This is a genomic window from Burkholderia semiarida (assembly GCF_029268935.1).
GTDB classification, from domain to species: Bacteria; Pseudomonadota; Gammaproteobacteria; order Burkholderiales; family Burkholderiaceae; genus Burkholderia; species Burkholderia semiarida.
Genome location: NZ_JAHLCL010000005.1, coordinates 350,964 through 376,559 on the forward strand (window position 1 = coordinate 350,964; position 25,596 = coordinate 376,559).

28 protein-coding genes are annotated in these 25,596 nt (G+C 66.0%); 20 read left to right on the forward strand and 8 right to left on the reverse strand.

Going from position 1 to position 25,596, the window contains the following annotated elements; genetic code table 11:
- Positions 1-74: 74 nt before the first annotated feature.
- Complete coding sequence (locus KPB06_RS08450; protein WP_059575144.1) at positions 75-1,367, reverse strand: HipA domain-containing protein; 1,293 nt, start codon at positions 1,365-1,367, stop codon at positions 75-77.
- On the reverse strand, positions 1,357-1,641 hold the full coding sequence (locus tag KPB06_RS08455) for a helix-turn-helix domain-containing protein (RefSeq protein WP_059575146.1): 285 nt from the start codon (positions 1,639-1,641) through the stop codon (positions 1,357-1,359). Before KPB06_RS08455 ends, KPB06_RS08450 begins: the two co-directional genes overlap by 11 nt.
- Positions 1,642-2,143: 502 nt before the next feature.
- Between KPB06_RS08455 and KPB06_RS08460 the strand changes: the two genes are divergently transcribed.
- The 4 genes from KPB06_RS08460 to KPB06_RS08475 all read left to right on the forward strand — a co-directional run bounded on the left by KPB06_RS08460 (position 2,144) and on the right by KPB06_RS08475 (position 3,848).
- Positions 2,144-2,854, forward strand: coding sequence for an MgtC/SapB family protein (locus KPB06_RS08460; RefSeq protein WP_059575148.1), 711 nt, complete (start codon positions 2,144-2,146; stop codon positions 2,852-2,854).
- A 71-nt stretch (positions 2,855-2,925) separates the two neighbouring features.
- On the forward strand, positions 2,926-3,351 hold the full coding sequence (locus tag KPB06_RS08465; RefSeq protein ID WP_059575150.1) for a CBS domain-containing protein: 426 nt from the start codon (positions 2,926-2,928) through the stop codon (positions 3,349-3,351).
- Between the two features lie 27 nt (positions 3,352-3,378).
- Positions 3,379-3,648, forward strand: a complete 270-nt coding sequence (locus tag KPB06_RS08470; RefSeq protein ID WP_179231825.1) for a DUF2934 domain-containing protein — start codon at positions 3,379-3,381, stop codon at positions 3,646-3,648.
- Between the two features lie 35 nt (positions 3,649-3,683).
- A complete protein-coding gene (locus KPB06_RS08475; RefSeq protein ID WP_059575154.1) occupies positions 3,684-3,848 on the forward strand; it encodes a zinc ribbon-containing protein in 165 nt (54 codons plus the stop codon).
- A gap of 71 nt (positions 3,849-3,919) precedes the next feature.
- On the opposite strand, the gene KPB06_RS08480 is transcribed toward KPB06_RS08475, so the two are convergent.
- Entirely contained in the window at positions 3,920-4,063 is a 144-nt protein-coding gene (locus tag KPB06_RS08480; protein WP_179231826.1) for a hypothetical protein, read from the reverse strand.
- Between the two features lie 254 nt (positions 4,064-4,317).
- Between KPB06_RS08480 and KPB06_RS08485 the strand changes: the two genes are divergently transcribed.
- The 6 genes from KPB06_RS08485 (at position 4,318) to KPB06_RS08510 (ending at position 10,222) form a co-directional block, all read left to right on the forward strand.
- A complete protein-coding gene (locus KPB06_RS08485; RefSeq protein WP_059575157.1) occupies positions 4,318-4,599 on the forward strand; it encodes a hypothetical protein in 282 nt (93 codons plus the stop codon).
- 205 nt (positions 4,600-4,804) lie between these two features.
- Positions 4,805-5,731, forward strand: coding sequence for a TauD/TfdA dioxygenase family protein (locus tag KPB06_RS08490; RefSeq protein WP_059575159.1), 927 nt, complete (start codon positions 4,805-4,807; stop codon positions 5,729-5,731).
- A 48-nt stretch (positions 5,732-5,779) separates the two neighbouring features.
- Positions 5,780-6,811, forward strand: a complete 1,032-nt coding sequence (locus tag KPB06_RS08495) for an ABC transporter substrate-binding protein (protein WP_275905353.1) — start codon at positions 5,780-5,782, stop codon at positions 6,809-6,811.
- Positions 6,812-6,878: 67 nt separating this feature from the next.
- Positions 6,879-7,868, forward strand: coding sequence for an ABC transporter ATP-binding protein (locus KPB06_RS08500; RefSeq protein WP_059575163.1), 990 nt, complete (start codon positions 6,879-6,881; stop codon positions 7,866-7,868).
- Positions 7,865-8,752 carry an ABC transporter permease gene (locus KPB06_RS08505; RefSeq protein WP_059575165.1) on the forward strand — a complete coding sequence of 296 codons (888 nt, stop codon included), beginning with the start codon at positions 7,865-7,867 and terminating at the stop codon, positions 8,750-8,752. Before KPB06_RS08500 ends, KPB06_RS08505 begins: the two co-directional genes overlap by 4 nt.
- A gap of 252 nt (positions 8,753-9,004) precedes the next feature.
- A complete protein-coding gene (locus KPB06_RS08510; RefSeq protein ID WP_059575166.1) occupies positions 9,005-10,222 on the forward strand; it encodes an acyl-CoA dehydrogenase family protein in 1,218 nt (405 codons plus the stop codon).
- A 54-nt stretch (positions 10,223-10,276) separates the two neighbouring features.
- Here the strand turns inward: KPB06_RS08510 and KPB06_RS08515 are convergent, their stop codons facing one another.
- From KPB06_RS08515 to KPB06_RS08530, 4 genes are all read right to left on the reverse strand, one after another.
- Positions 10,277-11,464 (reverse strand): LLM class flavin-dependent oxidoreductase, encoded by a 1,188-nt coding sequence (locus KPB06_RS08515; RefSeq protein WP_059575168.1) that lies wholly within the window; start codon positions 11,462-11,464, stop codon positions 10,277-10,279.
- 79 nt (positions 11,465-11,543) lie between these two features.
- The gene (locus KPB06_RS08520) at positions 11,544-12,068 is read right to left on the reverse strand and encodes a c-type cytochrome (protein ID WP_059575170.1); all 525 of its coding nucleotides are present in this window, start codon (positions 12,066-12,068) and stop codon (positions 11,544-11,546) included.
- Complete coding sequence (gene soxC, locus KPB06_RS08525) at positions 12,061-13,317, reverse strand: sulfite dehydrogenase (RefSeq protein WP_059575239.1); 1,257 nt, start codon at positions 13,315-13,317, stop codon at positions 12,061-12,063. The genes KPB06_RS08520 and soxC overlap by 8 nt, the downstream gene beginning before the upstream one ends.
- 132 nt (positions 13,318-13,449) lie before the next feature.
- Positions 13,450-14,634: a porin gene (locus tag KPB06_RS08530; RefSeq protein WP_059575242.1), complete on the reverse strand. Its 1,185-nt coding sequence runs from the start codon at positions 14,632-14,634 to the stop codon at positions 13,450-13,452.
- A gap of 489 nt (positions 14,635-15,123) precedes the next feature.
- Between KPB06_RS08530 and KPB06_RS08535 the strand changes: the two genes are divergently transcribed.
- Complete coding sequence (locus KPB06_RS08535; protein WP_006481897.1) at positions 15,124-15,468, forward strand: DUF3088 domain-containing protein; 345 nt, start codon at positions 15,124-15,126, stop codon at positions 15,466-15,468.
- Positions 15,469-15,519: 51 nt separating this feature from the next.
- Positions 15,520-16,509, forward strand: coding sequence for an ABC transporter substrate-binding protein (locus KPB06_RS08540; RefSeq protein ID WP_059575174.1), 990 nt, complete (start codon positions 15,520-15,522; stop codon positions 16,507-16,509).
- 161 nt (positions 16,510-16,670) lie between these two features.
- On the opposite strand, the gene KPB06_RS08545 is transcribed toward KPB06_RS08540, so the two are convergent.
- A complete protein-coding gene (locus tag KPB06_RS08545; protein ID WP_059575176.1) occupies positions 16,671-18,368 on the reverse strand; it encodes a M4 family metallopeptidase in 1,698 nt (565 codons plus the stop codon).
- 613 nt (positions 18,369-18,981) lie between these two features.
- On the opposite strand from KPB06_RS08545, the gene KPB06_RS08550 reads away from it, so the two are divergent.
- The 8 genes from KPB06_RS08550 to KPB06_RS08585 all read left to right on the forward strand — a co-directional run bounded on the left by KPB06_RS08550 (position 18,982) and on the right by KPB06_RS08585 (position 25,437).
- Positions 18,982-19,587: a toxin-antitoxin system HicB family antitoxin gene (locus KPB06_RS08550; protein WP_226094339.1), complete on the forward strand. Its 606-nt coding sequence runs from the start codon at positions 18,982-18,984 to the stop codon at positions 19,585-19,587.
- Positions 19,588-19,670: 83 nt separating this feature from the next.
- Entirely contained in the window at positions 19,671-19,940 is a 270-nt protein-coding gene (locus KPB06_RS08555) for a colicin E5-related ribonuclease (RefSeq protein WP_226094343.1), read from the forward strand.
- Positions 19,941-19,945: 5 nt separating this feature from the next.
- Positions 19,946-20,299, forward strand: a complete 354-nt coding sequence (locus KPB06_RS08560) for a colicin immunity protein (RefSeq protein WP_081066470.1) — start codon at positions 19,946-19,948, stop codon at positions 20,297-20,299.
- Between the two features lie 322 nt (positions 20,300-20,621).
- On the forward strand, positions 20,622-22,022 hold the full coding sequence (locus tag KPB06_RS08565) for an ISNCY family transposase (RefSeq protein ID WP_059578342.1): 1,401 nt from the start codon (positions 20,622-20,624) through the stop codon (positions 22,020-22,022).
- A gap of 216 nt (positions 22,023-22,238) precedes the next feature.
- A complete protein-coding gene (gene tkt, locus KPB06_RS08570; protein WP_275905352.1) occupies positions 22,239-24,284 on the forward strand; it encodes a transketolase in 2,046 nt (681 codons plus the stop codon).
- Positions 24,285-24,416: 132 nt separating this feature from the next.
- Entirely contained in the window at positions 24,417-24,731 is a 315-nt protein-coding gene (locus tag KPB06_RS08575) for a hypothetical protein (protein WP_059577992.1), read from the forward strand.
- A gap of 50 nt (positions 24,732-24,781) precedes the next feature.
- On the forward strand, positions 24,782-25,000 hold the full coding sequence (locus KPB06_RS08580; protein WP_226094208.1) for a hypothetical protein: 219 nt from the start codon (positions 24,782-24,784) through the stop codon (positions 24,998-25,000).
- 245 nt (positions 25,001-25,245) lie between these two features.
- Entirely contained in the window at positions 25,246-25,437 is a 192-nt protein-coding gene (locus tag KPB06_RS08585; protein ID WP_059577987.1) for a hypothetical protein, read from the forward strand.
- Positions 25,438-25,596: the final 159 nt, after the last annotated feature.

Below are 25,596 nucleotides of genomic sequence, written 5' to 3' on the forward strand. Positions count from 1 at the left end.
TATTCGCCGGGCCGGGCGCCGCGGGGGTATCCGGCGGCGGCACGACATCCGCGCGCGGCAGCCTATCCGCACGTCTACCGCAGCGCGCGCCCCATCTCCGCGATCGGCATCGCGACGATCGAATTCAGCAATCGCATTTCCCCGGCGTCCGGATGCGCGATGTGCCGCACTTCATCGAGCGCCTGCACGACGAGACGATCGAGCGGTTCGAGAAAGCGCCGCAGTTCGCTGGCGGCCGCTTTCTCCCTGAGCCCGAGCGCCTGGCCGAACACGACCAGTGCGTCCATGTCGATATCGGCGAACCGCGTCGCATGTCCGAGCGGCATCGTCAGCTCGCAGTGCGGCCAGTGATCGCCGCGATGGTCGGGCCGGTGCGTCGGCGTGTGATACACGACCGTGCTGACGATGTCGTAGAACGGCGCGAGCCGATAGCCGCGCGCGTCGACGAAGAACGACAGGTTCTTCAGGTGCGCGTCGGCATTGCCGACCACCACGTTGAACACGGTCCAGCGGAACACCGACAGGCGCGTGAGCGCTCTCGTGCTGGTGCGCTCGATCGCGCGGGCCAGTTCCTGTGCGTTCGCCCGCTGATATTTGAAACCGCGGTCGTAGTTGAGCAACTGCATCGCGTCGATCGTATGCACGCGCGCGGCCGGTTCGGACGCGACATCGCGGTCGAACCGGTCGATCACGTAGCACGCGGACGGCGCGCGCAGGAAATGCACGTCCGGTACGTCGAGCCCCATCTTCTTCGCGAGCCGCATGCAGAAGAACTCGTTGATCGCCGAATGCGGATAGCCGGCAGCACGCATGTCGGGTTTGAGGAGGTGCATCGACGGTTCGCTGCCGACCGGCTCGAACAGCGCGTAGTCGGGCGCGTCGCCGCGCAGCACCAGCAGCAGCTTCTGCTGCGCTCCGGCCGCCGACATGCGCTTGGGTGCGGTAGCCGTCAGCGCGCGTTCGGGCATCGCCTGGATTCGCCGTTCGAGCTCGTCGAGCGGCAGCGGCTGCAGGCCGCCGGGCGCTTCGCGTTCGCCATCGGCCAGCAGCGTCAGCGCGCCGGCCGATTCGCGGCCGAAGTACGCGAGCAGGCCCCACGCGTCGGCCGCATCGACCTTCGCCTCGCGCGCGAGCGACGTGCGCATGCCTTCCTCGGGCAGCAGGTTGTCGAAGAACCACTGCACTGGACGATCGGTCGACGTGTCGGTGAACACGCCCGCGCGCAGCGGGAACGCCGGCGACAGTGGATACGCGGCGGGTGACGCGAGCCATTGCGGGTCGTACGCGAACGACCAGATGCCTTTATCGTCGGTCAGCGTGCCCATGCGCACGCCGTTGGCGGACGCGATCAGCGTTCTAGCCGCCATGGCTGCTCCTGCGGCGTTGCGCGGCTTTCAGCGCGGTGGCTTCGGATATCTCGACCGACGACTCGGCGTACAGGCGCACGCCGAGCTCGGCCAGCAGCAGCATGACCTTGCCGATTTGCGCGGTCGGCTTGCCGGCTTCCACCTGACTGATGAATTTCGGCGACAGGCCGGTCGCGTTCGCGAGCTCGTCCCGCGTGAACCCCTGCTGGATCCGCGCGGAACGAATGAGGTGGGCGAGCGCGCCGATCGTGTCGACGGACTGGGACTCCGACATGACGTTCTCCGTGCTTCGTATCTGAGCGGGAACAGTATCGCATAACTCGCCAAGTCGGGCGGTAATTCGTATTCGTACGGGAACGAACAGATGCTTCCGACGCCGGGGGACGGCATTTCGTACCCGCTCGGGAACAGATTGTCTGGAAACGGCCGTTGAGAGCCGTTCGCGTATCTGATCGGATACGGAGCGAGGGGCGCCGGGCGCCTTTGCATGCGCGTCCGACCCGCTACGCCGGGAAAGGCACCCGGCGGATGTTCGCGGGCGGCGGGTCGGTTCGTCGCCGTCTGCGCCCGGCGTGGCGACGCACGATCATTCCGCGAACGGGCGCCGACCACCTCCGCCACGGTGGCACGGTGCGCGCCGAACCCCCTTTCTACAATTCCGTCCGACGTACTACAGGCGCCGCCGCACCCGAAAAGCAGGCCCGGTCCTTGCGCCGGGCAGGCGTCGCCGGCGGCGTTCGCGCCCCGACACATGACGATTTGCACGGGAGGCGCGCATGGAACCGATGCCGGTCGTACTGCAGTGGCACGACGTTCTCGTCAGGATCGCGCTGGCGCTCGTCGCGGGCGGGCTGATCGGCCTCGATCGCAGCGAATCCGGCAAGACGGCCGGGCTGCGGACGACGATCCTCGTCTGTCTCGCCGCATGTCTGTCGATGCTGCAGGTCAATGCGCTGCTGCTGCAGGCGGGCAAACCGGAGGGCGCGTTTTCGGTGCTGGACCTGATGCGGCTGCCGCTCGGCATCCTGACCGGAATGGGCTTCATCGGCGGCGGCGCGATCCTTCATCGCGATGGCCTCGTATCCGGCGTCACCACGGCCGCGACGCTGTGGTTCGTCACCGTCATCGGGCTGTGCGTCGGCGGCGGCCAGTTGTCACTCGGCGCGCTCGGGCTGGTGCTCGCCTTGCTCGTCGTCTGGCCGCTGCGGCTGGTCGAGCAGCGCTTGCGGCGCGTCCGGACCGCGCTGGTCACGATCGAATATCCGCCGGGCTCGGTTGCGCGCGAACAACTGATCGCGAAGCTGAGCCGGGCGGGATTCACGTGCCGGACGAAAAGCTTTTGCGAAACGGCTGCACGCGCGGTGCGCGAGGAAGAACTGTTCGTGCAGTGGCGCGAAGCGGCCAGCGCCGACGTGATGCTGAAGCAGTTGATGCGGATCGTCGAATCCGCGGGCCTGACGTCGGTCCGTTGCTCGACGGAGAACTGACGCGCGCGGCCGCTGGAACGCGCGATGCTCGTGCAGCAGGCCGCCGTGGGCGGCTTACCCAGGAGCGAAACATGACATGTGTATCGGAGGTGATGACACGCGACGCCGCGACCATCGGCCCGACGCAGAGCCTGCGCGAGGCGGCCCGGCTGATGAGCGAGCTGAACGTCGGCGCGCTGCCCGTTTGCGATGGCACGCGGCTGATCGGGATGCTGACGGATCGCGACATCGTCGTGCGCGCGGTGTCGATGGGCGTGCCGCCGAACGAGTCGATCGAGGGCGTCGTCAGCGGACCCGCGAACTGGTGTTATGAGGACGACGACATTTCAGTGGTGCAAAAGAAGATGGAAGATGCGCAGATTCGCCGCGTGCCGGTGGTCGACCGGCAGAAGCGGCTGGTCGGCATCGTCGCGCTGGGCGATCTGGCGACGGCCGCGGACGGCGCGATGTCGTCGACGCTCGGCGCGGTGTCGGCGCCGGCGCGCCCGGATCGGTGAAGTGCCATGACAGACACGGAGAACGACATGAACGAAGACAGGGAAACGCAGGTTCGCGAGCGTGCGTATCGGCTGTGGCAGGCGGATGGCGCGCCGGACGGCCGGGCCGACGAATACTGGCAGCGGGCCGAGCAGCAGCTCGATGCCGAGGGCAGAAGCGCGGACGGGCGCGTCGGGCAGACGGCCGATTCGCCGGTCGATCAGTCCGCGAAGCGCCGCATTCCGGGCGACCCGCTGCAGGACGTCGATGCGGTGCCGACCGGCGAGGTCGCGCATGAAAGGCGGCGTACGCGGTGAAGCGCGGGTAAGGCCGAGCCGGAAGGAGGACGACGATGACGGCGCATGCAGGCGAAAAGGCGGAAAAGACCGGTAACTTTCGATGCGAGAAATGCAATCGGTCGACGCACGTGCAGGCGGGGCACCCGATCCCGACGTGCCCGCATGGCGGCAACGACACGTACGGCGAGCGAACGCGCGAACCGGGCAACAAGCAGTAAGGTGATGCGGGCGGCGCACTTCGCTTCGCGCGACGCGCAGACCGGCAACGCGCGCCGCGGCGACACGCGTGCTAACCGTCCTCGCCCACTTCGGTCGGGTCCGGCAAGTCGGGCAGGTCGTCGTGACGGTCGTCGCGCTCCGGCGCTGGAATGTCCGGCGTGTCGGTCATATCGTCGTCGTTCGGTGTCGCGTTTGTCGCGGGCGTCGTGATCATGATTGTCCTCCTCGGTGTCGAAAGGGCACCGGCGCGCAGCCGGCATGTCGCTATCGAGCATCGCGCGTGCCACGGGTATTGCCGTTCCTGCATCGGGTGATGCGTCGCTTGTAATTTCTTCAGCGGATTCATCCGCTGGCCGTGCGACGAGGCAGCCCGATAACGGCATGTCGCTTGCTGGAAGCGTTGCAGGCTGCCGCACCGCCCGTCGCCGCGTGGCGCGGCGCAGTCAGCATCCGGACAGGGAGAACGTCATGACGCAGGACACTCAACGACAGCACACCGCGTCGCCCGATGCGGCACGCGAGACGACCGACGCGCCGGACCGGCGCAAGCCGGCGCCCGGTGGCGAATCGACCGCGCGCCCCGGCCATGCGCCCGGTGGCGGCGAACTCGACACGATTCCGGAGGACCAGGCGCGCAAGGTCGTGCCCGACGATCCGCGCCAGACCGAGGTGCGCGATCCGGCCGGCAAGCCGCGGCCCGACGAGCACGACGTGCCGGACGATTCGGGCAATCGGCCGCGGCCGCTGTAGCGCGGCTCGCGGCGCAGGCTGACGCGGGATGAACCCGGGTGGAGTCTCCGGCCATCGGCACCGGCTGCACGATCCCCCGAGCGGCGCCGTATGCGCGAGCAGCGATCTTTATCACCGCAGCAGATAAACGTATCGGAATCGCTTCGTTGACGCACGCCGGCACGGCCTCGTAGATTCGCGTTTTGACCGAATCAGGGGCCGTGCCGTGACGACTACCGCCATCCGCGACGCCGCAACGCTTTCCGCCGGGCATCCCGCCTTGCGGCCGGACGGCGCGGCGCAGCATTTCGACATCGTGCCGTTCGACGCGCCGCTCGGCGCCGAGGTGATCGGCGTCGACCTGTCGCAACCGCTCCACGACGACGATTTCGCGCGCATCCATCGCGCGCATCTCGATCACCACGTGCTGGTGTTTCGCGACCAGCGCATCACGCCGGACGAGCACATCGCATTCAGCCGCCGCTTCGGGCCGCTGCAGATTCACGTACTGCACCAGTTCGCGCTGGCCGGCCACCCGGAAGTGCTGATCGTGTCGAACATCGTCGAGAACGGCAAACCGGTCGGGCTCGGCGACGCCGGTCATTTCTGGCACTCCGACCTGTCGTACAAGGAAAAGCCGAGCCTCGGCTCGCTGCTGCACGCGCAGGAATTGCCGGCGGAAGGCGGCGACACGCTGTTCGCGAACATGCACCTCGCGTGGGACACGCTGCCGGCCCACTTGCGCCGCGCGGTCGAAGGGCGGCGCGCCGAGCATACGTATCTCGCGCGCTATGCGGAGCTGCAGGCGCGCAGCCCGTGGCGTCCCAACCTGTCGCCCGAACAGATCGCGCAGGTCGCGGCAGTCGTTCATCCGGTCGTGCGCACGCATCCGGAAACCGGCCGCAAGGCGCTGTTCGTCAGCGAGCATTTCACGACGCGCATCGTCGGCCTGCCCGACGACGAAAGCCGCGCGCTGCTCGACGAATTGTTCGCGCACAGCGTGCGCGCCGAGCACCTGTATCGGCACGCGTGGCGCGACCACGATCTGGTGTTCTGGGACAACCGTTCGCTGATGCATCTGGCCGCCGGCACGCCCGACCACCTGCGCCGCAAGCTGTACCGCACGACGATCGAAGGCGACGCGCCTTTCTGAGCCGCGCGCCGCGTCCTTCATTTCCGCCCGTTCCTGACCGGAGTTCCGATGTCGTTTTCGTTCTTGCCGGCGCGCCGCGCGCTGGCGGCCACGCTCACCGCCGCGCTCGCCTTCGCGGGTGCGGTGATCCCGCAAGCCGCGCACGCGGAGGGCCGCATCCGTATCGCCGAGCAGTTCGGCGTCGTCTACCTGATGTTGAACGTCGCGCGCGACCAGCAACTGATCGAGAAGGAAGGGCGCAAGGCCGGCCTCGACATCAAGGTCGACTGGGTGCGGCTGTCGGGCGGCGCGGCCGTGAACGACGCGCTGCTGTCCGGCGCGGTGGATGTCGCGGGCGCGGGCGTCGGCCCGCTCCTGACCGTGTGGGATCGCACGCGCGGCCGGCAGAACGTGAAGGGTGTCGCGTCGCTCGGCAATTTCCCGTACTACCTCGTGAGCAGCAACCCGAACGTGAAGACGATCGCCGATCTGAGCGCGAAGGACCGCATCGCGGTGCCGGCGGTTGGCGTGTCGGTGCAGTCGCGCGTGCTGCAGTACGCAGCGGCGAAGCAGTGGAGCGACAAGCAGTTCGACAAGCTCGACGCGCTCACGCAGGCGATTCCGCATCCCGACGCGACGGCCGCGATTCTCGCGAACAGCAACGTGATCACCGGCCACTTCGGCAATCCGCCGTTCCAGGAGCAGGAGCTCGCCGGCAACCCGAACGCGCACATCGTGCTGAATTCGTATGACGTGCTCGGCGGCCCGAGCTCCGCGACGGTGCTGTACGCGACCGAGAAATTCCGCGACGACAACCCGAAGACGTATCGCGCGTTCGTCGCCGCGCTGGCCGATGCCGCACGGCAGATCGCGGCCGACCCCGAGCGTGCGGCCGATACCTACATTCGCGTGAACGGGTCGAAGATCGACCGCGCGCTGCTGTTGAAGATCCTGCGCAATCCGCAGGTGCAGTTCAAGACCGCGCCGCAGAACACGCTGCCGCTCGCGCAGTTCATGCATCGCACCGGGGCGATCCGCAACGAGCCGAAGTCGTGGCGCGACTATTTCTTCGACGATCCCGCGACGGCAGGCGGCAGTTGAGCGGCGCCGATGCCGCGGCGCCGCGATCGACGCTTATGCGTCGGCGCGGTTTCGATATGCGCAATCGATGGTTGGTCCGCACGGTGCCCGGCCGTATGTTGATGCTTTCCCCGCAAGAGATTCGATCGTGAACGCCACTTCTCCCCGAACCTGGTTGCCGCCGTATGCGGCACGTGGCGGCGTGTCGCCGGCCGCGTCCGCCGTGCCCGATACACGTGCCGGCGATCGCCCGGCCGCGAGCGCCGCACCGGCCGGCACGCACAGCGAACGCCTGCTGGCGATCGACCAGGTCAGCCTCGAATACCGCAGCGGCACGCGGATCGTTCGCGCGACGCATCAGGTGAGCTTCGACGTATACGGCAGCGACCGCTTCGTGCTGCTCGGCCCGTCGGGATGCGGGAAGTCGACGCTGCTGAAGGCGATCGCCGGCTTCATCGAGCCCGTGTCGGGTTCGATCGCGCTCGACGGCCGGCCCGTGCGCGGGCCGGGCCCCGACCGCATCGTCGTGTTCCAGGAATTCGACCAGTTGCCGCCGTGGAAGACGGTCGTCGAGAACGTCGCGTTTCCGTTGCGCGCCGCCGCGAAGCTGTCGCGCGCCGAGGCACGCGAGCGCGCGCTGCACTATCTCGACAAGGTCGGGCTGAGCACGTTTTCCGATGCGTATCCGCATACGCTGTCGGGCGGCATGAAACAGCGCGTCGCGATCGCGCGGGCGCTGGCGATGCAGCCGCGCGTGCTGCTGATGGACGAACCGTTCGCCGCGCTCGACGCGCTCACGCGCCGCAAGATGCAGGAGGAACTGCTGCGGCTGTGGGACGAATTCCGCTTCACGCTGCTGTTCGTCACGCACTCGATCGAGGAGGCGCTCGTGGTGGGCAACCGGATTCTGCTGCTGTCGCCGCATCCGGGCCGCGTGCGCGCGGAGCTCAACAGTCACGAACATTCGCTCGCGAACGTCGACACCGGCGACTTCCGCGACAACGTCGCGCGGATCCACCGCCTGCTGTTCGACACCGACACATCGCAAGCACCGACGACGGAGGACGCCGCATCATGAATACGATCGATCCGGTCCTGCCGCCGCTGCCGCCCGTGCGCGCCGAATACACGCGCACGCTCGACACGCCGCCCGATGCCGAGCGCGCGGCGCCGGCGCCGTTGCTGCGCCGCGTCGCCGGCGCCGCGTGGTTTCGCCGCGGCGTCATCGCGCTCGTGTTGATCGCCGCATGGGAGATCGTCGCGCGCATCGTCGCGAACGATCTGCTCGTCCCCACCTTCGGCGCGACGCTGGCCGCGTTCGTGCAAGGCATCGAGTCGGGCGAACTGCTGGTCAAGACCGGCATCTCGATGTCCGTGCTGCTGCGCGGCTATGCGCTGGGCGTCCTGCTCGCGTTCGCGCTGACGTCGCTCGCGGTATCCACGCGCATCGGCCGCGATTTGCTGACGATGCTCACGTCGATGTTCAATCCGCTGCCGTCCATCGCGTTGCTGCCGATCGCGCTGCTGTGGTTCGGGCTCGGCACCGGCAGTCTGCTGTTCGTGCTCGTGCACGCGGTGCTGTGGCCGCTCGCGCTCAGCATGTATACCGGCTTCGCCGGCGTGCCCGCCACGCTGAAAATGGCCGGGCGCAATTACGGGCTCACGGGCCTGCGCCAGATCGCGCTGATCCTCGTGCCGGCCGCGCTGCCGTCGATCCTGTCGGGGCTGCGCGTCGGCTGGGCATTCGCGTGGCGCACGCTGATCGCGGCCGAGCTCGTGTTCGGCGCCAGCGCGGGGCAGGGCGGGCTCGGCTGGTACATCTTCCAGAACCGCAACGAGCTGTATACGGACCGCGTGTTCGCGGGGCTTGCGGCCGTCATCGTGATCGGGCTGCTGGTCGAGAACCTCGTATTCGATACGCTCGAACGCGCGACCGTGCGGCGGTGGGGCATTCAGCACTGACGCGTCCGTTCGCGATCAATCCCGGCGCGGGCATAACGTAAGCTGAAATCGGTTTTTCACGCGCAGTGAGCGCGTCTCTATACTTTGCGGACGCGTGTAACGGACGCGTGTAACGGACGCGTGTAACGGACGCGTGTAACGGACGCGTGTAACGGACGCGTGTAACGGACGCGTGTAACAGACGCCGTGTAACGGACGCCGTGTCGCGCGTTGCCGCGACGCTCCCCATCTCCCCAAACAAGGACCTGCCGAATGACTGCCCGTGACGCCGTCGATCCGCGTGAAGCATTGCGCGACGCGCTTGCCGCGCTGCCCGATCTCGCGACCGCGATCGGGCACGATGCCGCACAGCGCGAGGCGCGTCGCGAGTTGCCGTTCGAAGGCTTCGCGATCTTCCGGCGCTCGGCGCTGGGCGCGCTGCGGATTCCGGTCGCGCGCGGCGGCCTGGGCGGCACGCTGGTCGACCTGTTCGATACGATCGCGACGCTGGCGGCCGCCGATTCGAATCTCGCGCACGCGCTGCGCATCCACTACGACCAGACCGAGACGCTGCGGCTGTCGCCGCGCACCGCATTCAACGACGTGCAGCTCGAGCGCGTGCTGGCCGGTGCGATCTTCGGCGGCGCGTCGACCGAGCGCGGCACGTCGCGCCCGGGCGAGAACACGACCGTGCTGCGCCGCGACGGCGATCACCATCGCGTGACGGGCCGCAAATACTATTCGACGGGCACCGCGTTCGCCGATTTCGCGCGCATCAACGTGGAGAACGAGCAGGGGGACGCGCTCGCCGTGATCATTCCCGTGGCGCGCGACGGCCTGCAGGTGCTCGACGATTGGGACGGCATGGGCCAGCGCATGACCGCGAGCGGCAGCCTGCTGCTGAACGACGTGCAGGTGTTCGCGGACGAAGTGGCCCCGCGCGACGGATCGACGCTCGTCGGCCGTCATTGCGGCGCGCTGCGGCAGCTTCATCTCGTCGCGACGGGCGCGGGCATCGTGCGCAACGTGGTGGCCGACGCGCGCCGCTATGTGCTCGCGCACGGCCGTCCCGCGCTGCACAGCCCCGCGCCGACCGCGCGCGACGATCATTTCGTCCAGCAGATCGTCGGCGAGCTGTCCGCGCACAGCCACGCGATCGATGCGCTCGTGCGAGAAAACGCGCGCGCGCTCGACCGCTCCGCCGACGCAATCGAAGCGGGCGCCGCCGATGCGGATGCGCTCGTGCTCGACAGCGCGCTCGCCACTGCCCGCACGCAACTGATCGTCAGCAAGCTCGCGCTGCATGCGGCCGAGCGGCTGTTCGAAGTGGGCGGCGCGTCGGCGACGGCGCGCACGCACAACTTCGATCGCCACTGGCGCAACCTGCGCACGATCTTCAGCCACAACCCGCTGCTACACAAGGCGCGTGTGGTCGGCGATTACGAATTGAACGGCGTGACGACGCACCTGACCGAAGGGCGCGTGTTCTGACGACGGCCACCGCCGGCTATGGCTGTGCCGGCGCGCCGCGTTTCAAATCGGGCTTCAACGCCGCAAGCCGGCCTCGCGCAGCAGCGGCAGCACACGCTCGCCGAAGAAGTCGAGATCGGGCTTGAAATCGTAGAAACTCAACTGGATACCGTCGATGCCCGCGCGGTGCAGCCGCACGATGGTATCGGCGACTTCGTCGGGCGCGCCGGTGATCGAGATGTTGCCGCCGATCGCGCGTGCGGCGGCCTGCGCACGCTGCTCGAAACCGCCGCGCCACGCGTGTGCGTCGCTGTCGAAGCGGTGGAAGCTGCCTTCGTCCGCATGCGCGACGATCGCGTCGCGGTACGCGCGCGCTTCGGCCGCCGTCTCGCGGCAGATCACGAGCGGATTGAGCAGCGTGCGGATCGTGCGGCCGCGCGCGGCGGCGGCGGCCTTCACGCGTGCGGTGTGCGCGGGCAGCGCGTCGATCGCGCGTTCGGCGTCGGGGCCGGCCGGGCTCGTGACGAACACGATGTCCGAATAGCGCGCGGCGAACGCGATGCCCGCGTCGGAGCCCGTTGCGTTGATCAGCAGCGGGCGGCCGTAGCGCGGCTTCGGCGTCACGAATGCGCCGCCCAGCCGCCAGCTCGACAGTTCGGGCGTGTAGCTGAAATTGTCCGGTTGCGCCCACAACTGCTGGACCGCGTCGAGGAATTCCGCGGCCATCTCGTAGCGCCGGTCGTGTTCGATCCGGTTCCAGCCGAACATCTCGTGCTCGATCGCGCGGTGGCCGGTCACCACGTTGATGCCCCAGCGTCCGCGCGAGATGTGGTCGAGCGTCGCGGTGAACTTCGCGAAATGGAGCGGATGCCACGGCCCGTACAGCACGTGGCTCGTCGCGACGAGGATGATCCGCTCGGTGCGCGCGGTCAGCGCGGCGAGCGTCATGAACGAGTCGAGCGCCTGACCGTCGAACACGCCGCCGTAGCCGCCTTTCGGCAGCCACTGCGACAGCGCGAACACGAGATCGAAGCCGAGCGCTTCGGCGCGCGCCACGAGATCGGCGTTGTAGTCGAACGTCCAGTCGGTCGAGCGCGGCAGCGTCGATGCGCTCCATCCGCCGGTCTGGATCGGCAGGAACAGCCCGAGCATCAACGGCTGCGCGAGCGTGCGCGACACGGGGCTGTCGGGGAAATCCGCCGGCGAACGCACGTCGACGAACGGCGACGGCGCGAGCGGGGCGGTGACGGAGGGATCGCTCATCACGGGGTCCTTGCTGAAAGGTGCGGCGCGACGCACGCGGGTGCGCGGCTCGATGCGGCGGCAAGCGGTGCGGGACGCGTCATAGCTTGCCCGGCCTCGGATCGGGCACGAAGCCGTCGCGGTTCGGCATCCGCACGCGCGGCAGCGTGCGCGCGTCGAGCCGGGCGTCGCCGGGCACGATGCCGTTCAGGTGGAGAACGTACGCGGTGACCGCATAGACGTCGTCCGCGCTCAGCGATTGCGGCGCGTTGTACGGCATCGCCCGGCGAATGTAGTCGAACAGCGTCGTCGCGTAGGGCCAGTAGCTGCCGACCGTCTTTCTGGGCTTCGCGCTCGCGAGCGAGCCGATGCCGCCGACGAGCGGATCGCCGACGCTGCCTTCGCCGCCGGCGCCGTGACACATCGCGCATTTGTCGGCGAACACATGGCCGCCGCGTACGACCGTGCCCGCGCCGGGCGGCAGGCCGCTGCCGTCCGGCGCGACGTCGATGTCCCACGCGGCGAACGCCGCGCGATCGACCGGCTGCCCGAGGCCGAAGCCGGCGCCGAACGCGCCCGATGTCATCGTGCAGGCCGCCAGCAGGCAAGCGAGCGGCTTACGCATTGCGCACCTCGCCGTCCGTGTCGACACGCCAGTTCTGGATGCCGTTGTAGTGGTACTGCGAGTTCAGGCCGCGCGCGGCGACGAGCGCGTCGCGGGTCGGCTGTACGTAGCCGGTCTCGTCGGTCGCGCGGCTTTGCAGGTCGGCCGGCTCGCCGCGCCACACCCAGTCGGCCTCGAAGCGCGTCAGCGCACGGTCGCGTACGTCGCCGGCGAGCCGCGCGGGGCGCCACGTGCGGCCGCCATCGGTCGACACGTCGACGGCGCGAATCCGGCCGCGGCCCGACCACGCGTAGCCGCCGATCGTGTAATAGCCGTGCGCGGCGAGCCGATGGCCGGCCGACGGCCGCGTGATCACCGACTTCGCGTCCATCTCGAACACGAACTGCCGCGCGCAGCCGTCGGGCAGCAGGTTCGTGTATTTCGACGTTTCCTCGCGCGTCATCTCCGGCGCACGCACCAGCTTGAGCCGTCGCAGCCACTTGATGTTCGTGTTGCCTTCGAATCCCGGCACGATCAGCCGCACCGGGTAGCCGTTCTCCGGGCGCAGCCGTTCGCCGTTCTGCGCATAGACGACCAGCGCGCGCTCGAGGATCCGGTCGAGCGGCAGGCTGCGCGTCATCGCCGCGCCGTCCGCGCCTTCGGCGAGCAGCCAGCGTGCGTCGGGATCGATGCCCGTTTCGTCGAGCAGCGTCGACAGCCGGACGCCGGTCCATTCGCAGCACGACAGCAACCCGTGCGTGAACTGAACGGGCAACCCGCTCGGGCCGTTCCATTCGCTGCCGGTGTTGCCCGAGCATTCGAGGAAGTGGATCCGCGATTCGGACGGGAAGCGCAGCAGGTCGTCGAGCGTGAAGACGCGCGGCTCGCGCACGAGGCCGTGCACGACGACGCGATGGCGTTGCGCATCGATGTCCGGCACGCCCGCGTGATGACGCTCGTAGACGAGCCCGTTCGGCGTGATGTCGCCGAACAGGTCGGCGAGCGGCGTCATCGACGAGCCGGAACCGGGTAGCGCAGGGGGGCGGGCGCTGCGACGGATCACGTCGCGCTCGTGCTGACCCGGCACGCCGTACGGTGGCGACAGCAGCGGCGCGCCGGGCGCGCGCGTCCACGGCGGCACATCGAGCGGCGGGCTCGCGAGCGCGCCGCCGGCGGGCAGCATCGCGGCCGCCCAGCCGCCGGCGAGCTGACGCAGCGCCGCGCGTCGGCCGGCGCGCGGCGCACGGGGAGGGAAACGGGAATCGGTCATGGTCGAACGCGTGTCGCACGCGGGAGCCGCGCGCAGGGAAACGATCATTTTCGGCAACCGGGCGCGGCGCGGCAAACAACGATTCCCGCTTTGCTTATCGTGACGATTGCGTCGCGCCCGATGCGCATGCCGTCAGAACTTCACGCGCAGCCCGCTGACGAATGCAAGCTGACGATTCGTCGACGATGCGCTGCCGATGTTCGAGATCGCCGCGATCTTGCGATAGCCGCCCGAGGTCGAGGTGCTCGCATCGCCGGCCGCGAGCTGGTAAATGCCCGACACGTAGATATCGGTGCGCTTCGACAGCGCATAGTCGAACCCGAGTGTGAACTGGTGCCAGCGCGGTTTCAGCGTCTGGCCGCTCGTGCCCGGCAGGCCGCTCGCGCGCCCGTCGGTAAACGTATAGACACCGATCAGCGTGGCCGCCGGCGTGAGCTGGTAGCGCGCGTTCACGTCGTAGTTGTTGAACTTGCGCGACGAGCCGTCGAGATAGTCGAGCTGCGTGTGGCTCCACGCGAAGCCGAGCGTCGCGCGGCCAAGCGCGTAGTTCGCGCCCACCGCGCCGATCTGCTGCTTCAGTACGCCGCCGTTCAGCCCGTAGAAGAACGCGCCGCTGTAGTCGTTGCCGGTGGTCGAGGTCGCACCGCCCACCGCGCCGCTCGTATTCGACGCCGCATTCGGATGATTGAACCGCACATAGCCGCCGCCGAACGACAGCGGCCCGTTCACGTAGTTCGCCGATGCGCCCCACGCGTTGTTGTTCGAGAACCCGGTGCCTGCACCGCCATTGGCCTGGTTGCTGAACGCATAGAGCAGGTCGGCCGTGAAGCCGGCGATCGTGTCGCTGCGGAACTTCACCGCGTTGTTCAGCCGGAAGCTCTGGTTCAGGTTGTCGTTGTCACCCACGTGCGTGGCCGGCGACCAGAAACCCGGCCCCGAGTACGGCGCGACGAGATCGGTGATCGGCTCGTACTGACGGCCGAACGTCAGCGTGCCGAGGCCTTTCTTGCCGAGGCCCACGTACGCGGAGCGGCCGAACAGGCGCCCGCCCTGGCCGAGTCCGCCGTCGCTCGGGCGGAACCCGCTTTCGAGCGTGAAGACCGCCTGCACGCCGCCGCCGAGATCTTCCGCGCCTTTCAGGCCCCAGCGGCTGCCGCTCAGCTTGCCGCTCGTCTGCTGGATGTTGCTCGCGCCGCCCTGGTTGTTCGTATACGCGATGCCGGCATCGACCACGCCGTACAACGTCACCGAACTCTGCGCATGCGCGCCGACCGAACCGATCGAAACCAAACCCAGTACCACCGTTTTTTTGATCATGACCATCCTCTGTTTTTATCAGTACGTTTGTGAGGATCACGATGCTATTGATGATGGACGCGCCGATGAACGGCCGATCCGTGGTTTGTAATTCGCTGCGCGGCCGATTTGTAATGTGCGCTGCCGTCGGCCCGGCAGGTGCGCCGCGATCGCGTCCGGCGCGCCTGCTGCGGCGAACGCATCGCGCCGACCGCGAACGTCGCTCGCCGGAAATGCACGTATGCGGTCATATCGATCGATGAAATCATTCGATATGCGCAATACCCGTCGTTTGCACGGCGATGCGTTTACGCAACGACCGCTAGGCGGCGACCGGACGATGCGCTATGCGCGTTCGCATATCGATTTCGCAAAACGTTGGTAGGACCGTGCGGGGCGCAACGGTAGAGTCTGGCATCCGGCCGCGGGCCAGCATGCCTCGTGAGCGGCAAGGCGCTCGGCATGCGCGCTTGCCGATTGGGCCGATCAACGACAAAGGAGCCGTTTGACATGAGTCGCGATGTACTGTTTCTGCTGGAACCGGGCTTTGCCGATCCGAAGCATCCGGGCCAGCGCTTCGTCTGTCCGCATGGACTGCCGATCGAGGGGCTGCTGGCGAGCGCGCCCGATCTCGCGGCGCGCCTCGACGTGAAGCGCGTCGGCTTCGAGCGGCCGCGGCCTGCGGTGATCGACGCGCTCGACGACGCGCACCAGGGTCTGCCGGTGCTCGTGCTGGGCCGCGACCGGCCCGCGCCGGACGATGCGCAGACGCTCGGCGACGTGCGCTTCGTCACCGACGCGCGCCGCATCCTCGAACTGCTGGCCGAGCGCCACGGCTTTCCGGCGCTGCATTGACGCGGCGGTTTCGCTTTCCATCCTATTCCATCCGATCGACAGGAGCATCCGATGTCGTCAATGTCGGCAGTACGTCGCCGCCTGCTGCTTGCCGGCGCCGCAGTGGCGGCGCATCCATTGGCCGCGTTCGCCGCGCCGGCCGCCGACGCCGATCTGGCCGGCACGACGTTGCGCGTCGCGACCTACAAGGGCGGCTGGCGCGCGCTGCTGCAGGCAGCCGGGCTCGGCGACACGCCGTACCGGATCGACTGGCGCGAGCTGAACAACGGCGTGCTGCATATCGAGGCGCTCAACGCGGACGCGCTCGATATCGGTTCGGGTAGCGAAATTCCCGCCGTGTTCGCCGCGCGCCAGAAAGCCAATGTGAGATTCATCTCGCGTGTGCGCGAAGACCTGAACAACCAGGTCACGCTCGCGCGCAAGGACACGCCGATTCGTGGCATCGCCGATCTGAAGGGCAAGCGCGTCGGCTACGTGCGCGCGACGACCTCGCACTATTTCCTGTATCGACAACTGGCCGAAGCCGGCCTGAGCTTCGACGATATCCAGCCGATCAACCTGTCTCCGACCGACGGGTTGTCCGCGTACGATCGCGGCGACATCGACGCGTGGGCGATCTATGGCTACAACGGCCAGCTCGCGCGCAATCGCTACGGCGCCCGCGTGCTGAAAACGGGGAAGGGCTATCTGTCGGGCAATTTTCCGGTGTACGCGAATCCGCGCACGCTCGACGACGCGCGCCGCCGCGCGGCAACGGGCGATCTGCTGCTGCGGTTCCGGCGTGCGTATGCGTGGGCGAACGGGCATTTCCGCGACTACGCCATCGCGCAGAATCGCGAGACGCGCGTGCCGGTTGCCGACCTCGTCACGATGTTCGACCAGCGCAGCGAGGACTACGCGCTGCTGCCGGTGACGCCCGACGTGGTCGCCCAGCACCAGCAGGTCGCGGACGTGTTTGCCCGCATCGGCGTGCTGGACGGGCCGGCCCATGTCGCGCCGTTGTGGGACACGTCGTTCAATCCGCTGGTCGCGGCGGGGTGATGCGAAACCCGCGGCGCCACCGGCCGCCTGTGCGTACAGGCGGCCGGTTGGCATGTTCCCGTCATTCACTCGAGCGCCGCGTGACGATGACCGAATGGCTTTGCTCCGAAGCAAGGCCCGCCACGCGCCGTCCGGCGATCGACGCGTTCACCCGCACGCCGTCAGTTCACCCCGACCGCGCTCCACGCGCGCGCGACCGTCGCGCTTTCGGCCGAGTTCACGCCGTACAGGTCATTCGCCGCCTGGATCGACGCACGCCGCGCGTTCGGGTAGCTCGAGTTGGCGTTCAGGTACACGGTCAGCGTCCGGTACCAGATCTTGCCGGCCTTGTCGCGGCCCAACCCGCTGAAGGTCGTGTCGCCGTTGCAGACCAGTTGTGTCCTCGACAGGCCGGTGTCGGTGGACGGCACCGTCGGCCCTTCCGACAGCAGGTAGAAGAAGCGGTTGCCGACACCCGACGTGAAATGCGGATCGTGGCGCGGATTCGACCACGAGAAGCCGCCGGACGGATAGCAACTGTACGACCGGCCGTCGAGATCCTGCTTGTACATCTTCCGCAGGCCGCCGCTCACCACGCGCGCCCCGATCACGTAGTTGCCGGGATCGTTCGGATTGTTCGCGTAGAACTTCACGAGCGTGCCGAAGATGTCGGACGTCGCCTCGTTCAGGCCGCCCGCGTCGCCCGAATAGTTCAGGTTGGCGGTGGCCTCGGTCACGCCGTGGCTCATTTCGTGCCCGGCAACGTCGACCGACACCACGGGTTTCGGCAGGCGCGTGCCCGGCTCGCCGTCGCCGTATGCCATCACGCGCGACGACAGCCATGCCGCGTTCGCGCCGGTCGTGCCGCTGCCGGTATTGAACACCACGTGGGCGTAGCTTTTCACGCCGCGGCCGTCGTTGAAGATGCCGTTGCGGTTGTGCGTGGTCTTGTAGTAGTCCCAAGTCAACGCGAGCCCGTAGTCGATGTCTGCCGCGACGGTCTGCCGGTCGGTGGTCGTATTGTTGCCCCACACGTTCGTGCTGCTCGTGAAGATCGGCAGGTCGGTCGCCTGTTCGACTTCGTCAGAGCTCAGCCCGCGGCCATCGTAGACGGAACCGCCGCCGCGGCCCGGGTCGAGCATCCGGTACGCGTTCGTGCCGGTCTGGTCCGTCGTGAGCGTCAGGTTGCCGTAGTACAGCGAGCGCCCGGTGCCGGTCGCGGCGGCGGTCTTGATCAGGTCCTGTGCGTCGAGCACGGTGCCGGTGCGCGCATCGACGTAGTACAGCACGGCGTCGCCGTGCGTGTCGGTCGCCTTGCCGTAGACGCGTACCGCATAGGCCAGCGTCGGCGTGACGTCGCGTGCGAACACGACGAGTTCCGGGTCGTCGACGCGGCGCACGTCCGAGTTGAAGCGCGCGGCCGCGATGTGCCTGGCCCGCGTCGCGCCTACGTCGGGTGCGTTGCGCACCACGGCGCGGTTCCCGACCTTGCCGATCGTGCCGGCGAGATTGATCGGTGCGAGCTGGGTCACGCTGGCCTGCTTCAGTTGCCCGTTGCTCGAGTGGACGACCACGTCGCCGCCTATCACGGGCAGGCCCGCATGGAACCGGTCGAAGCGCACGTGCTCGGTGCCGTCGGGATCGACGATCACGTCACGTACCTGGAACTGATCGCCATCGGTCGGTGCGGTTGCTTGCGGCCCCGCGAACTTCAACGTGCGTGCCGTGCCGCCGGTAGCCACACTGAAGGCGGCCGGGTTCTGCTGGATCAGTTGCAGCGCCTTGTCGACCGCGGCCGGCGGGTCGCCGGCCTGGGCAAAAGCGCTGAGACTCGCGATGGTAATCGCGGTGATGGGCAGCAGTCGGGACAGTTTCTTCATGTAATTCCCCAGGTTATGAATGGGTTTGTTCGAGGAATGCATCAAGTGATGACTTTTAAACAAGACATGTCGCGAACAGCAGGGGGATGCTAGGAGGTCGTTTTTATAATTACAAGATATTTTCTTTATTATTGATTTTTCATTTCGCTGCCGTTAATCAAGTCGGTATTTGGTGAGGAATTTTAAATGATTATGTCGGGTGCGGCGGGAATATCGGAGGCGGCTCACTGCGGTGGATAACGTCGAAACTTTGTGATATTCGGGCGAGGCAGGTGTGATCAGATGAAGTACCCGGAACCCCGCGCTGGTGGCGTTTGCGCGGTTGGCCGTCGGTGCATCAAAAACGACCTATTTAGAGAGAGGCCGGCGGGGAGGGGACTGCGATTTCCGGGCGCGGGGTCGGAGCTTGTGCACCTGCCCCGGCCCCTAACCCGGCCCGACCGGCCGACGTCCGCCTCCTGCCGGGCTTGCGGCCTCGCAGGAATACCCGAGACCGCCCCAACGGCCGGCGGCGCCAGCGGCCTGCTATCGCGTCGCCGGGAAGCAGGGCGAGATAGCCCATTTTGCTATCATTCGCCCGTTTGGTGATATCAATTTCTGATATCACCCACCCATGAAAACGAAACGCGCCCGCACGCTGACCGCGATCTATACGAAGCCAACCTTCGGCGGCATCGTGTGCGCGGATATCGAAGCTTTGGCTGTCGCGCTGGGCGGCAGCATTCACGCAAGCGCCGGGTCGCGCATCGCCTTCAAGCTGAACGGGGGGCGCCGATACCTGCATCGCCCGCATCCACGAGGCAAAGCGCTATCAGGTGGAGGATGCGCGCGACTGGTTCAACGAATAGCAGATAAAGCCATGACAAACGCAATGACGTACAAGGGCTATTACGCTCGCGTCGATTTCGACGGCCGCGACAATATTTTTGTCGGGCACGTGCTCGGCGTCGACGACAAGATCAGTTTTCACGGTGAGACGGTCGCCGAGCTGACGCAGGATTTTCATGCGGCCGTCGACCACTATCTCGAAGAATGCGCACGCATGGGGCGATCGCCGCAAAAGCCTGCGTCTGGAAAGCTGATGCCGCGACTCAATCCTGAGACACACGCGGCCGTAGGCGTCGCGGCGGCCGTTGCAGGGGAGAGCGTGAATCAATGGTCGGAAGAGGTATTAGGGCGCGCCGCGCGCGAAGTGCTCGAACGTGCTGCACACGCCTGATAGAGGTTGTTGGAAATATGACGTATCGGGTCGATGGCTCTCGCGCGATCTGATGGCCGAAACCAGCGTCACGCAATCTCATTATCGACGACAAAATCGCGCGGCAGATCGACGAGCGCGGGTGGACGGATAAAGAGGTTCAGGCGACCGTTGACGATGGCCCTGCAGGGACGACGATGGACAATCGGGGGGCATCGAAGACTCCGGATGGTATTCCCAGAAATGACCCGGCGACTGTGTATGGGTCACCGGATGGTTATGTCATAGTAAATGACATAACCGGAGAAGTTCTCCAGGTGAGCGGGAAGAATGATCCAACATGGATTCCCGATGGTCGGATCAAATGGAAATGAACACAATGAATATCGATCATCACCGCGTATACGATTCATCGAATGATTTTTTCTCCCTTGCTGGCAGTATCGTGATGAAACTCACGGCAGAAGCGGCAATCGCTGTTTGCGAGCAAGCAGCCAAACATGGTGTGGTTGTCGCTCGAATCGAAGGTGGAATCTGGCGTAACCCCGGATTCGAAGCGAGAGTCGATTGTATTTGGGATGGCGCTGATCCTCCCATTGACTTGGACACTGCCCAACGAAATAACAAAAGGGCAGCCGAGTTCATTCGGTCGGAGAGTCCTCCTCATGACGTTTTCTTGGTGACGGCCCCGCCGATGACAGGCTGGAAACCCAGACGGCACGCCGATCCTTGACAACCTATGTTGTTCCTACTCGACGCTACCCCTTAGATAAAACATTGAAATCTAGGGGCGACGGAGGTGCAGAAAGCTCTGTCAGGGCTCGCTTTCTTTGAATGGACTCGCGTCCGGTCGCAAGAATGCTAGTTAGCTCCACAATTCATCAATGGTTCTTGCAATTTTACATAATGCTGTTTATCAATTTAAAAGGTGTAAGAGCAAAGTAGTAATGTCGCATCTGGGCAAAGTTGAAATGTCGTAGTTCGAGGGTTTCGGCGCATGCTGGCGGCGGTTCGAACTGCCGGAGCGCATCGTGGGCCAACCTGGACTGATCACCATGAGCATGCGGGAGCTGGATCGTCTGAAGGTCGTGGAAGCCGTGATCGAGCAGCGTCTGATGCCTTGGCGAGCCGCGGAGCGACTTGGGATCAGTCGACGGCAGATTGAACGGCTGGTCGCCCGGTATCGCGCCGCTGGCCCGGTCGGGCTGGTTTCGCAGCGTCGTGGCCACGCCAGCAACCATCAGTTGCCTGAGGATCTCGCTCATCGCGCCTTGAGCCTGATTCGTGAGCGCTACGCCGATTTTGGGCCGACGCTGGCCTGCGAGAAGCTCTGGGAGTGCCATGGGCTGCAGTTGTCGAAGGAAACGGTCAGAAGGCTGATGACAGACGCTGGGCTCTGGATTCCGCGCCGGCAACGGCCGCCCAAGGTCTACCAGCCGCGAGCGCGCCGGGCCTGCCTGGGCGAACTGATCCAGATCGACGGTAGCGATCATCGATGGTTCGAGGAACGGGCGCCGGCCTGCACGCTGCTGGTGTACGTCGACGACGCGACGAGCCGGTTGATGCATCTGCACTTTACGGCGACCGAATCGACCTTCAGCTACTTCGAGGCCACGCGGGCGTATCTGGAGCGTTACGGCAAGCCGGTGGCGTTCTATAGCGACAAGTACAGCGTGTTCCGCAGCGCAACCGCGGGCAAGACCGGCAGCAGCGTGACGCAGTTTGGCCGGGCCATGTATGAATTGAACATCGACACGTTCTGCGCGAACAGCAGCTCGGCCAAGGGACGTGTCGAGCGAGCACACCTGACGCTGCAGGACCGGCTGGTCAAGGAGATGCGATTGCGCGGCATCAGCACGGTGGCCGACGCCAATGCTTATGTGCCCTCCTTCATCGTCATGTATAACGCGCGCTTCGCCAAGCCACCGCGCAGCGACTTCAATGCGCACCGGCCGCTGCGAGGTGACGAGAATCTGGACCAATTGCTGACCTGGCGCGAAACGCGCCGAGTTTCGAAGTCGCTGACGGTGCTGTACGACCGGGTGCTGTATCTGTTGGACGATACGCTCGAGAATCGGAAGCTGATTCATCGCTACATCGACGTCTGGGAGTACCCGGATGGCCGGGTCGAAATACGGACCGATGGCGAGGTATTGCGATGTCGCCTTTACGACAAGCTGGCAGAGGTCGATCAAGGCGCGATCATCGAGCACAAGCGTCTGAGTCACGCACTGCAGGTGGCTGAAGCGGTTCAGGCGCAGCGTGATAACCGGCGGATCTCGGGTTCCCCGTCGCGAGCCAATCGAGGGCTACCGGTACGAGCCAAGGCATCGTTACCCGGTGCCAAGAAACAGCGTGCGTTCACGGAAGCTGATATCGAAGCAGCCATCTTGCAGGTCGCTTCACAAACACATCAATCTGAATCGAATCGGCGGTCTGCGAAGGCCCGCGGGTGAACGTAAGCGCCCTGCTGCTTCAGGCCTGGCACTTCAACGCTGAAGGATGGAAAGCCGATGAAACATGCGACATCTGTATTTAGCTGGCGCTACGACATCTGAATCCGGGTATGACAAAAGGGTCGAATCCCAAACCAGCCAGAGACCCCATCACCGTCGAGAAGGTATGCATATTGCACCGCAGCCTCGTCTTTCCCGACCAAAACAGGAGAACCGATGAGCGATCCCACCGCAAACTCCAGGACGGCTGCAAAAGCAATACCGTCCCCACGAGACCCCCATCTTCGCGCGCTGGCGAACTGTATCCGCTTCCTCACCATGGACGCAGTACAGAAAGCCAACAGCGGCCATCCTGGTGCGCCAATGGGGCTGGCTGACGTCGCGACGGTCCTGTTCAAGGAGTTCATGCAATTCGATGCATCGGCGCCCCACTGGATCGATCGCGACCGGTTGATCCTTTCCAACGGACACGCGTCGATGCTGCTCTACAGCCTTCTCTATCTCACCGGCTATGCCGACATGACCATTGACGAGCTGAAGCGGTTCCGGCAAGTCGGCAGCAAGACGCCGGGTCACCCGGAGTACTCGCACGCCGACGGAATCGAACTGACTACCGGTCCCCTCGGACAAGGCATCGCGGAATCCGTCGGCATGGCGCTGGCCGAGCGCGTGATGAATGCGCACTTCGGCGACGATCTCGTCGATCACTACACATACGTATTTCTCGGTGACGGTTGCCTGATGGAAGGCATCAGCCACGAGGCCATTTCGTTGGCCGGCCACCTACGGTTGGGCAGACTGATCGCGTTTTGGGACAACAATTCGATTTCCATCGACGGCGCCACCCGGCTCGCGGTCTCGGACAACGAGATCGAGCGCTTTCACTCGGCGGGATGGCACGTCCTGGAAATCGACGGTCACGACACGGATGCGATCCGGAACGCTATCGCGACCGCCCGCGCAACGCCTGACCGGCCGACCCTGATCGCATGCAAGACGATCATCGGGTTCGGCTTTCCGACGAAGGCTGGAACCGAGAAAGCCCATAGCGATGCCCCGGGCGAGGATGAAATCGCGGGCGCACGCCAAGCCCTCGATTGGCATTCGCCGCCGTTTGAAATCCCGGATGACTTGCTGAAAGCATGGCGGGAGATCGGCGCGCGCGGCCGCAAGACGAGACTCGCTTGGGACGAGCGTGTCCGCCGGGCGCCGCAGGCGCTACGCACCGAATTCGACCGGCGCAATGCCGGAAAGCTTCCGGATAACTGGCAGGCGGCGATCGCGGCGGCACGGCAGGCGTTTATTGCCAGTGGCAGTGCAATGGCCACCCGCAAGGCCAGCGGTGTGGTGCTCGATCATCTCGTCGACGCGATTCCGGAATTGCTGGGCGGCTCCGCGGATCTGACGCAGTCCAACAATACGAGGACAAAGAACCAGATCGCGATCGAGCCCGGCCGGTTCAAAGGTTCATACCTCCACTACGGCGTGCGCGAACACGGCATGGCCGCGGCCATGAACGGCATCGCGCTTCATGGAGGCCTCATTCCGTACGGTGGCACCTTCCTGTGTTTTTCGGACTACTGCCGTCCGGCGATCCGGTTGAGCGCGATGATGCGGGTGCGATCCATCTTCGTGATGACGCACGATTCCATCGGTCTCGGAGAAGATGGCCCCACTCATCAACCCGTCGAACACCTTGCCGCCCTTCGGGCCATTCCCCAACTCGCCGTCTACCGGCCGGCCGATCCAGTCGAAACGGCAGAATGTTGGGAGCTGATTCTCGAACAGCCCCGCCGGGCTGCATTCCTCGCATTGTCGCGCCAGCCGGTGCCGCTTCTGCGCAACGAGCCTGGAAACGAAAACAAGTCGGCGCGGGGCGCCTATGTCTTGCGGGAGGCCGATGGCGGGCCGCGCCAACTCACGCTGCTCGCGACAGGTTCGGAGGTCGACCTCGCCGTCCAGGCGCGCGACATCCTGCAACAGGAAGGAGTGCCGACAGCCGTTGTATCGATGCCGTGCCGCCTGCTCTTCGAGGAACAGCCACGCGATTATCAACGGGCCGTGCTCGGCACGTCCCCTGCGAGAGTCGCGGTCGAGGCGGCCGTCGAACTGGGATGGGAGCGGTACATCGGTCCGCAAGGCCGGTTCGTCGGAATGCACAGCTTTGGCGAGTCCGGGAAAATCAAGGATGTGTACGACAAGTTCGACATTACGGTCGACGCGGTTGTTCGCGCGGCGCATCAGGCTTTATCCGAAGCGTGACATTGCCGCGATCCGCCTGAGATCCGACGACTTCGCAGAGCGCGTAGACATGCCTGGAGAAGCGGGCGGCCTCGATTTTCGTTGGATTCTCGCGTAGCGTTAGAATGGCGCCCCTTCTCATGTGAGACGACAATGTCCTGGTTCGTTTATGAAGTGCCCGAATACCACGAAGACGCCGCCCGTATCGAACCCTTCAGCGACCTGCGTAGCCGCGTGCTGAAAGCCGGTGGCCCGGCCATGGCAGACGACCTGGAAAGCGTTCGTGAAGACGCAGCGGCGACGGCGGACACGCCGGAGCGCCCGCTGCGTACGCCGGAAAATCCGCAAGTCTTTCCGATTCCTTACGCCGACTCGATGATTCTGGTCGGATTCATCTTCGATCTGAAACGCGAATTCCGGCAGCTGGTCGTGTCGCCCGTGGAAATGCCCTGGCTGAAAGACGCGTAAAGCGTGGCTCCGGCGTGATGTCGTACACGGCGATTCGTTCACGGATCGTCGTGACGAGACTGTCCGGATCGGCACGCGCGCAGGCCCGCCAGCATCGCGATCTGACTGCCGCCCCCACGTACGAGCTTTATCTGCACTGGCATCCGCGCTTTCATCACGAGCCGGCCAACCGCTGGATCCGCGACGCGATGAGCGAACTCGTCAAGGGGCCGATGCAGCACGCGCCGTTGCCGAATACGAAGCGGATGCGGACGACGGGGGCGCAATAGCCCGCGCGGTGGCGGCGGGCCGCGGTGATCGCCGCGCGGCTCGCGCCGCGTGGCCGGAAAGGAGCAGGCGCGACCCGACCTCCACGATGGACGTAATCGCCGGCAGCAGTCCCTGGCTCAGCGGCGTCACTTTTCGGCGACAACGAATGGGGCCGTACCGCTCGAGTCGGGATCCGCATGCGCGCGGCCCGCGCCTTGCTCATTGCAAGGTGCGCAACATTCCCCGTTGCGACAAGGAGCGCAAAATGACACGTCAACAGCAACAGCCGGACAAACAGGACGGCGACGCGAAACCTGCCCAGAAGCCCGATGACGGGCAGTCGACCTTCGAAACCGATATTTCAGAAACCGGCGAAGACGGTACCACGGTGCGTCAGGCCGAGGTTCGCGAGGACGATCTCTCCGAAGTGAAGCCGCCGTCGGGCCCGGCGCGTTGAGCGCACGAAACCGGCGCGACGGCGTAGTCACGCCGCCGCGTCTATTCGCATGCGTTGCAAATTCCGCCTTCTTCCTCTCCGTGCCCGCTCTCTCCACCAGCCGCCGATGCGCGGCAGCAAGCCGGCCACGCGCCGCGTGACCGACTACGTGCGGATCGC

Bases quoted from the DNA above. Each gene is read 5' to 3' on its own strand.
- KPB06_RS08455 (WP_059575146.1), bottom strand. From the start codon at position 1,641: ATGTCGGAGTCCCAGTCCGTCGACACGATCGGCGCGCTCGCCCACCTC.
- KPB06_RS08545 (WP_059575176.1), bottom strand. From the start codon at position 18,368: ATGAAGAAACTGTCCCGACTGCTGCCCATCACCGCGATTACCATCGCG.
- KPB06_RS08565 (WP_059578342.1), top strand. From the start codon at position 20,622: ATGAGCATGCGGGAGCTGGATCGTCTGAAGGTCGTGGAAGCCGTGATC.
- KPB06_RS08575 (WP_059577992.1), top strand. From the start codon at position 24,417: ATGTCCTGGTTCGTTTATGAAGTGCCCGAATACCACGAAGACGCCGCC.
- soxC (WP_059575239.1), bottom strand. From the start codon at position 13,317: ATGACCGATTCCCGTTTCCCTCCCCGTGCGCCGCGCGCCGGCCGACGC.
- KPB06_RS08510 (WP_059575166.1), top strand. From the start codon at position 9,005: ATGACTGCCCGTGACGCCGTCGATCCGCGTGAAGCATTGCGCGACGCG.
- KPB06_RS08505 (WP_059575165.1), top strand. From the start codon at position 7,865: ATGAATACGATCGATCCGGTCCTGCCGCCGCTGCCGCCCGTGCGCGCC.
- KPB06_RS08460 (WP_059575148.1), top strand. From the start codon at position 2,144: ATGGAACCGATGCCGGTCGTACTGCAGTGGCACGACGTTCTCGTCAGG.
- KPB06_RS08585 (WP_059577987.1), top strand. From the start codon at position 25,246: ATGACACGTCAACAGCAACAGCCGGACAAACAGGACGGCGACGCGAAA.
- KPB06_RS08465 (WP_059575150.1), top strand. From the start codon at position 2,926: ATGACATGTGTATCGGAGGTGATGACACGCGACGCCGCGACCATCGGC.
- KPB06_RS08495 (WP_275905353.1), top strand. From the start codon at position 5,780: ATGTCGTTTTCGTTCTTGCCGGCGCGCCGCGCGCTGGCGGCCACGCTC.
- KPB06_RS08515 (WP_059575168.1), bottom strand. From the start codon at position 11,464: ATGAGCGATCCCTCCGTCACCGCCCCGCTCGCGCCGTCGCCGTTCGTC.
- KPB06_RS08480 (WP_179231826.1), bottom strand. From the start codon at position 4,063: ATGATCACGACGCCCGCGACAAACGCGACACCGAACGACGACGATATG.
- KPB06_RS08535 (WP_006481897.1), top strand. From the start codon at position 15,124: ATGAGTCGCGATGTACTGTTTCTGCTGGAACCGGGCTTTGCCGATCCG.
- KPB06_RS08475 (WP_059575154.1), top strand. From the start codon at position 3,684: ATGACGGCGCATGCAGGCGAAAAGGCGGAAAAGACCGGTAACTTTCGA.
- KPB06_RS08450 (WP_059575144.1), bottom strand. From the start codon at position 1,367: ATGGCGGCTAGAACGCTGATCGCGTCCGCCAACGGCGTGCGCATGGGC.
- KPB06_RS08560 (WP_081066470.1), top strand. From the start codon at position 19,946: ATGAATATCGATCATCACCGCGTATACGATTCATCGAATGATTTTTTC.
- KPB06_RS08500 (WP_059575163.1), top strand. From the start codon at position 6,879: ATGGTTGGTCCGCACGGTGCCCGGCCGTATGTTGATGCTTTCCCCGCA.
- KPB06_RS08550 (WP_226094339.1), top strand. From the start codon at position 18,982: ATGAAAACGAAACGCGCCCGCACGCTGACCGCGATCTATACGAAGCCA.
- KPB06_RS08530 (WP_059575242.1), bottom strand. From the start codon at position 14,634: ATGATCAAAAAAACGGTGGTACTGGGTTTGGTTTCGATCGGTTCGGTC.
- KPB06_RS08520 (WP_059575170.1), bottom strand. From the start codon at position 12,068: ATGCGTAAGCCGCTCGCTTGCCTGCTGGCGGCCTGCACGATGACATCG.
- KPB06_RS08470 (WP_179231825.1), top strand. From the start codon at position 3,379: ATGAACGAAGACAGGGAAACGCAGGTTCGCGAGCGTGCGTATCGGCTG.
- KPB06_RS08540 (WP_059575174.1), top strand. From the start codon at position 15,520: ATGTCGTCAATGTCGGCAGTACGTCGCCGCCTGCTGCTTGCCGGCGCC.
- tkt (WP_275905352.1), top strand. From the start codon at position 22,239: ATGAGCGATCCCACCGCAAACTCCAGGACGGCTGCAAAAGCAATACCG.
- KPB06_RS08485 (WP_059575157.1), top strand. From the start codon at position 4,318: ATGACGCAGGACACTCAACGACAGCACACCGCGTCGCCCGATGCGGCA.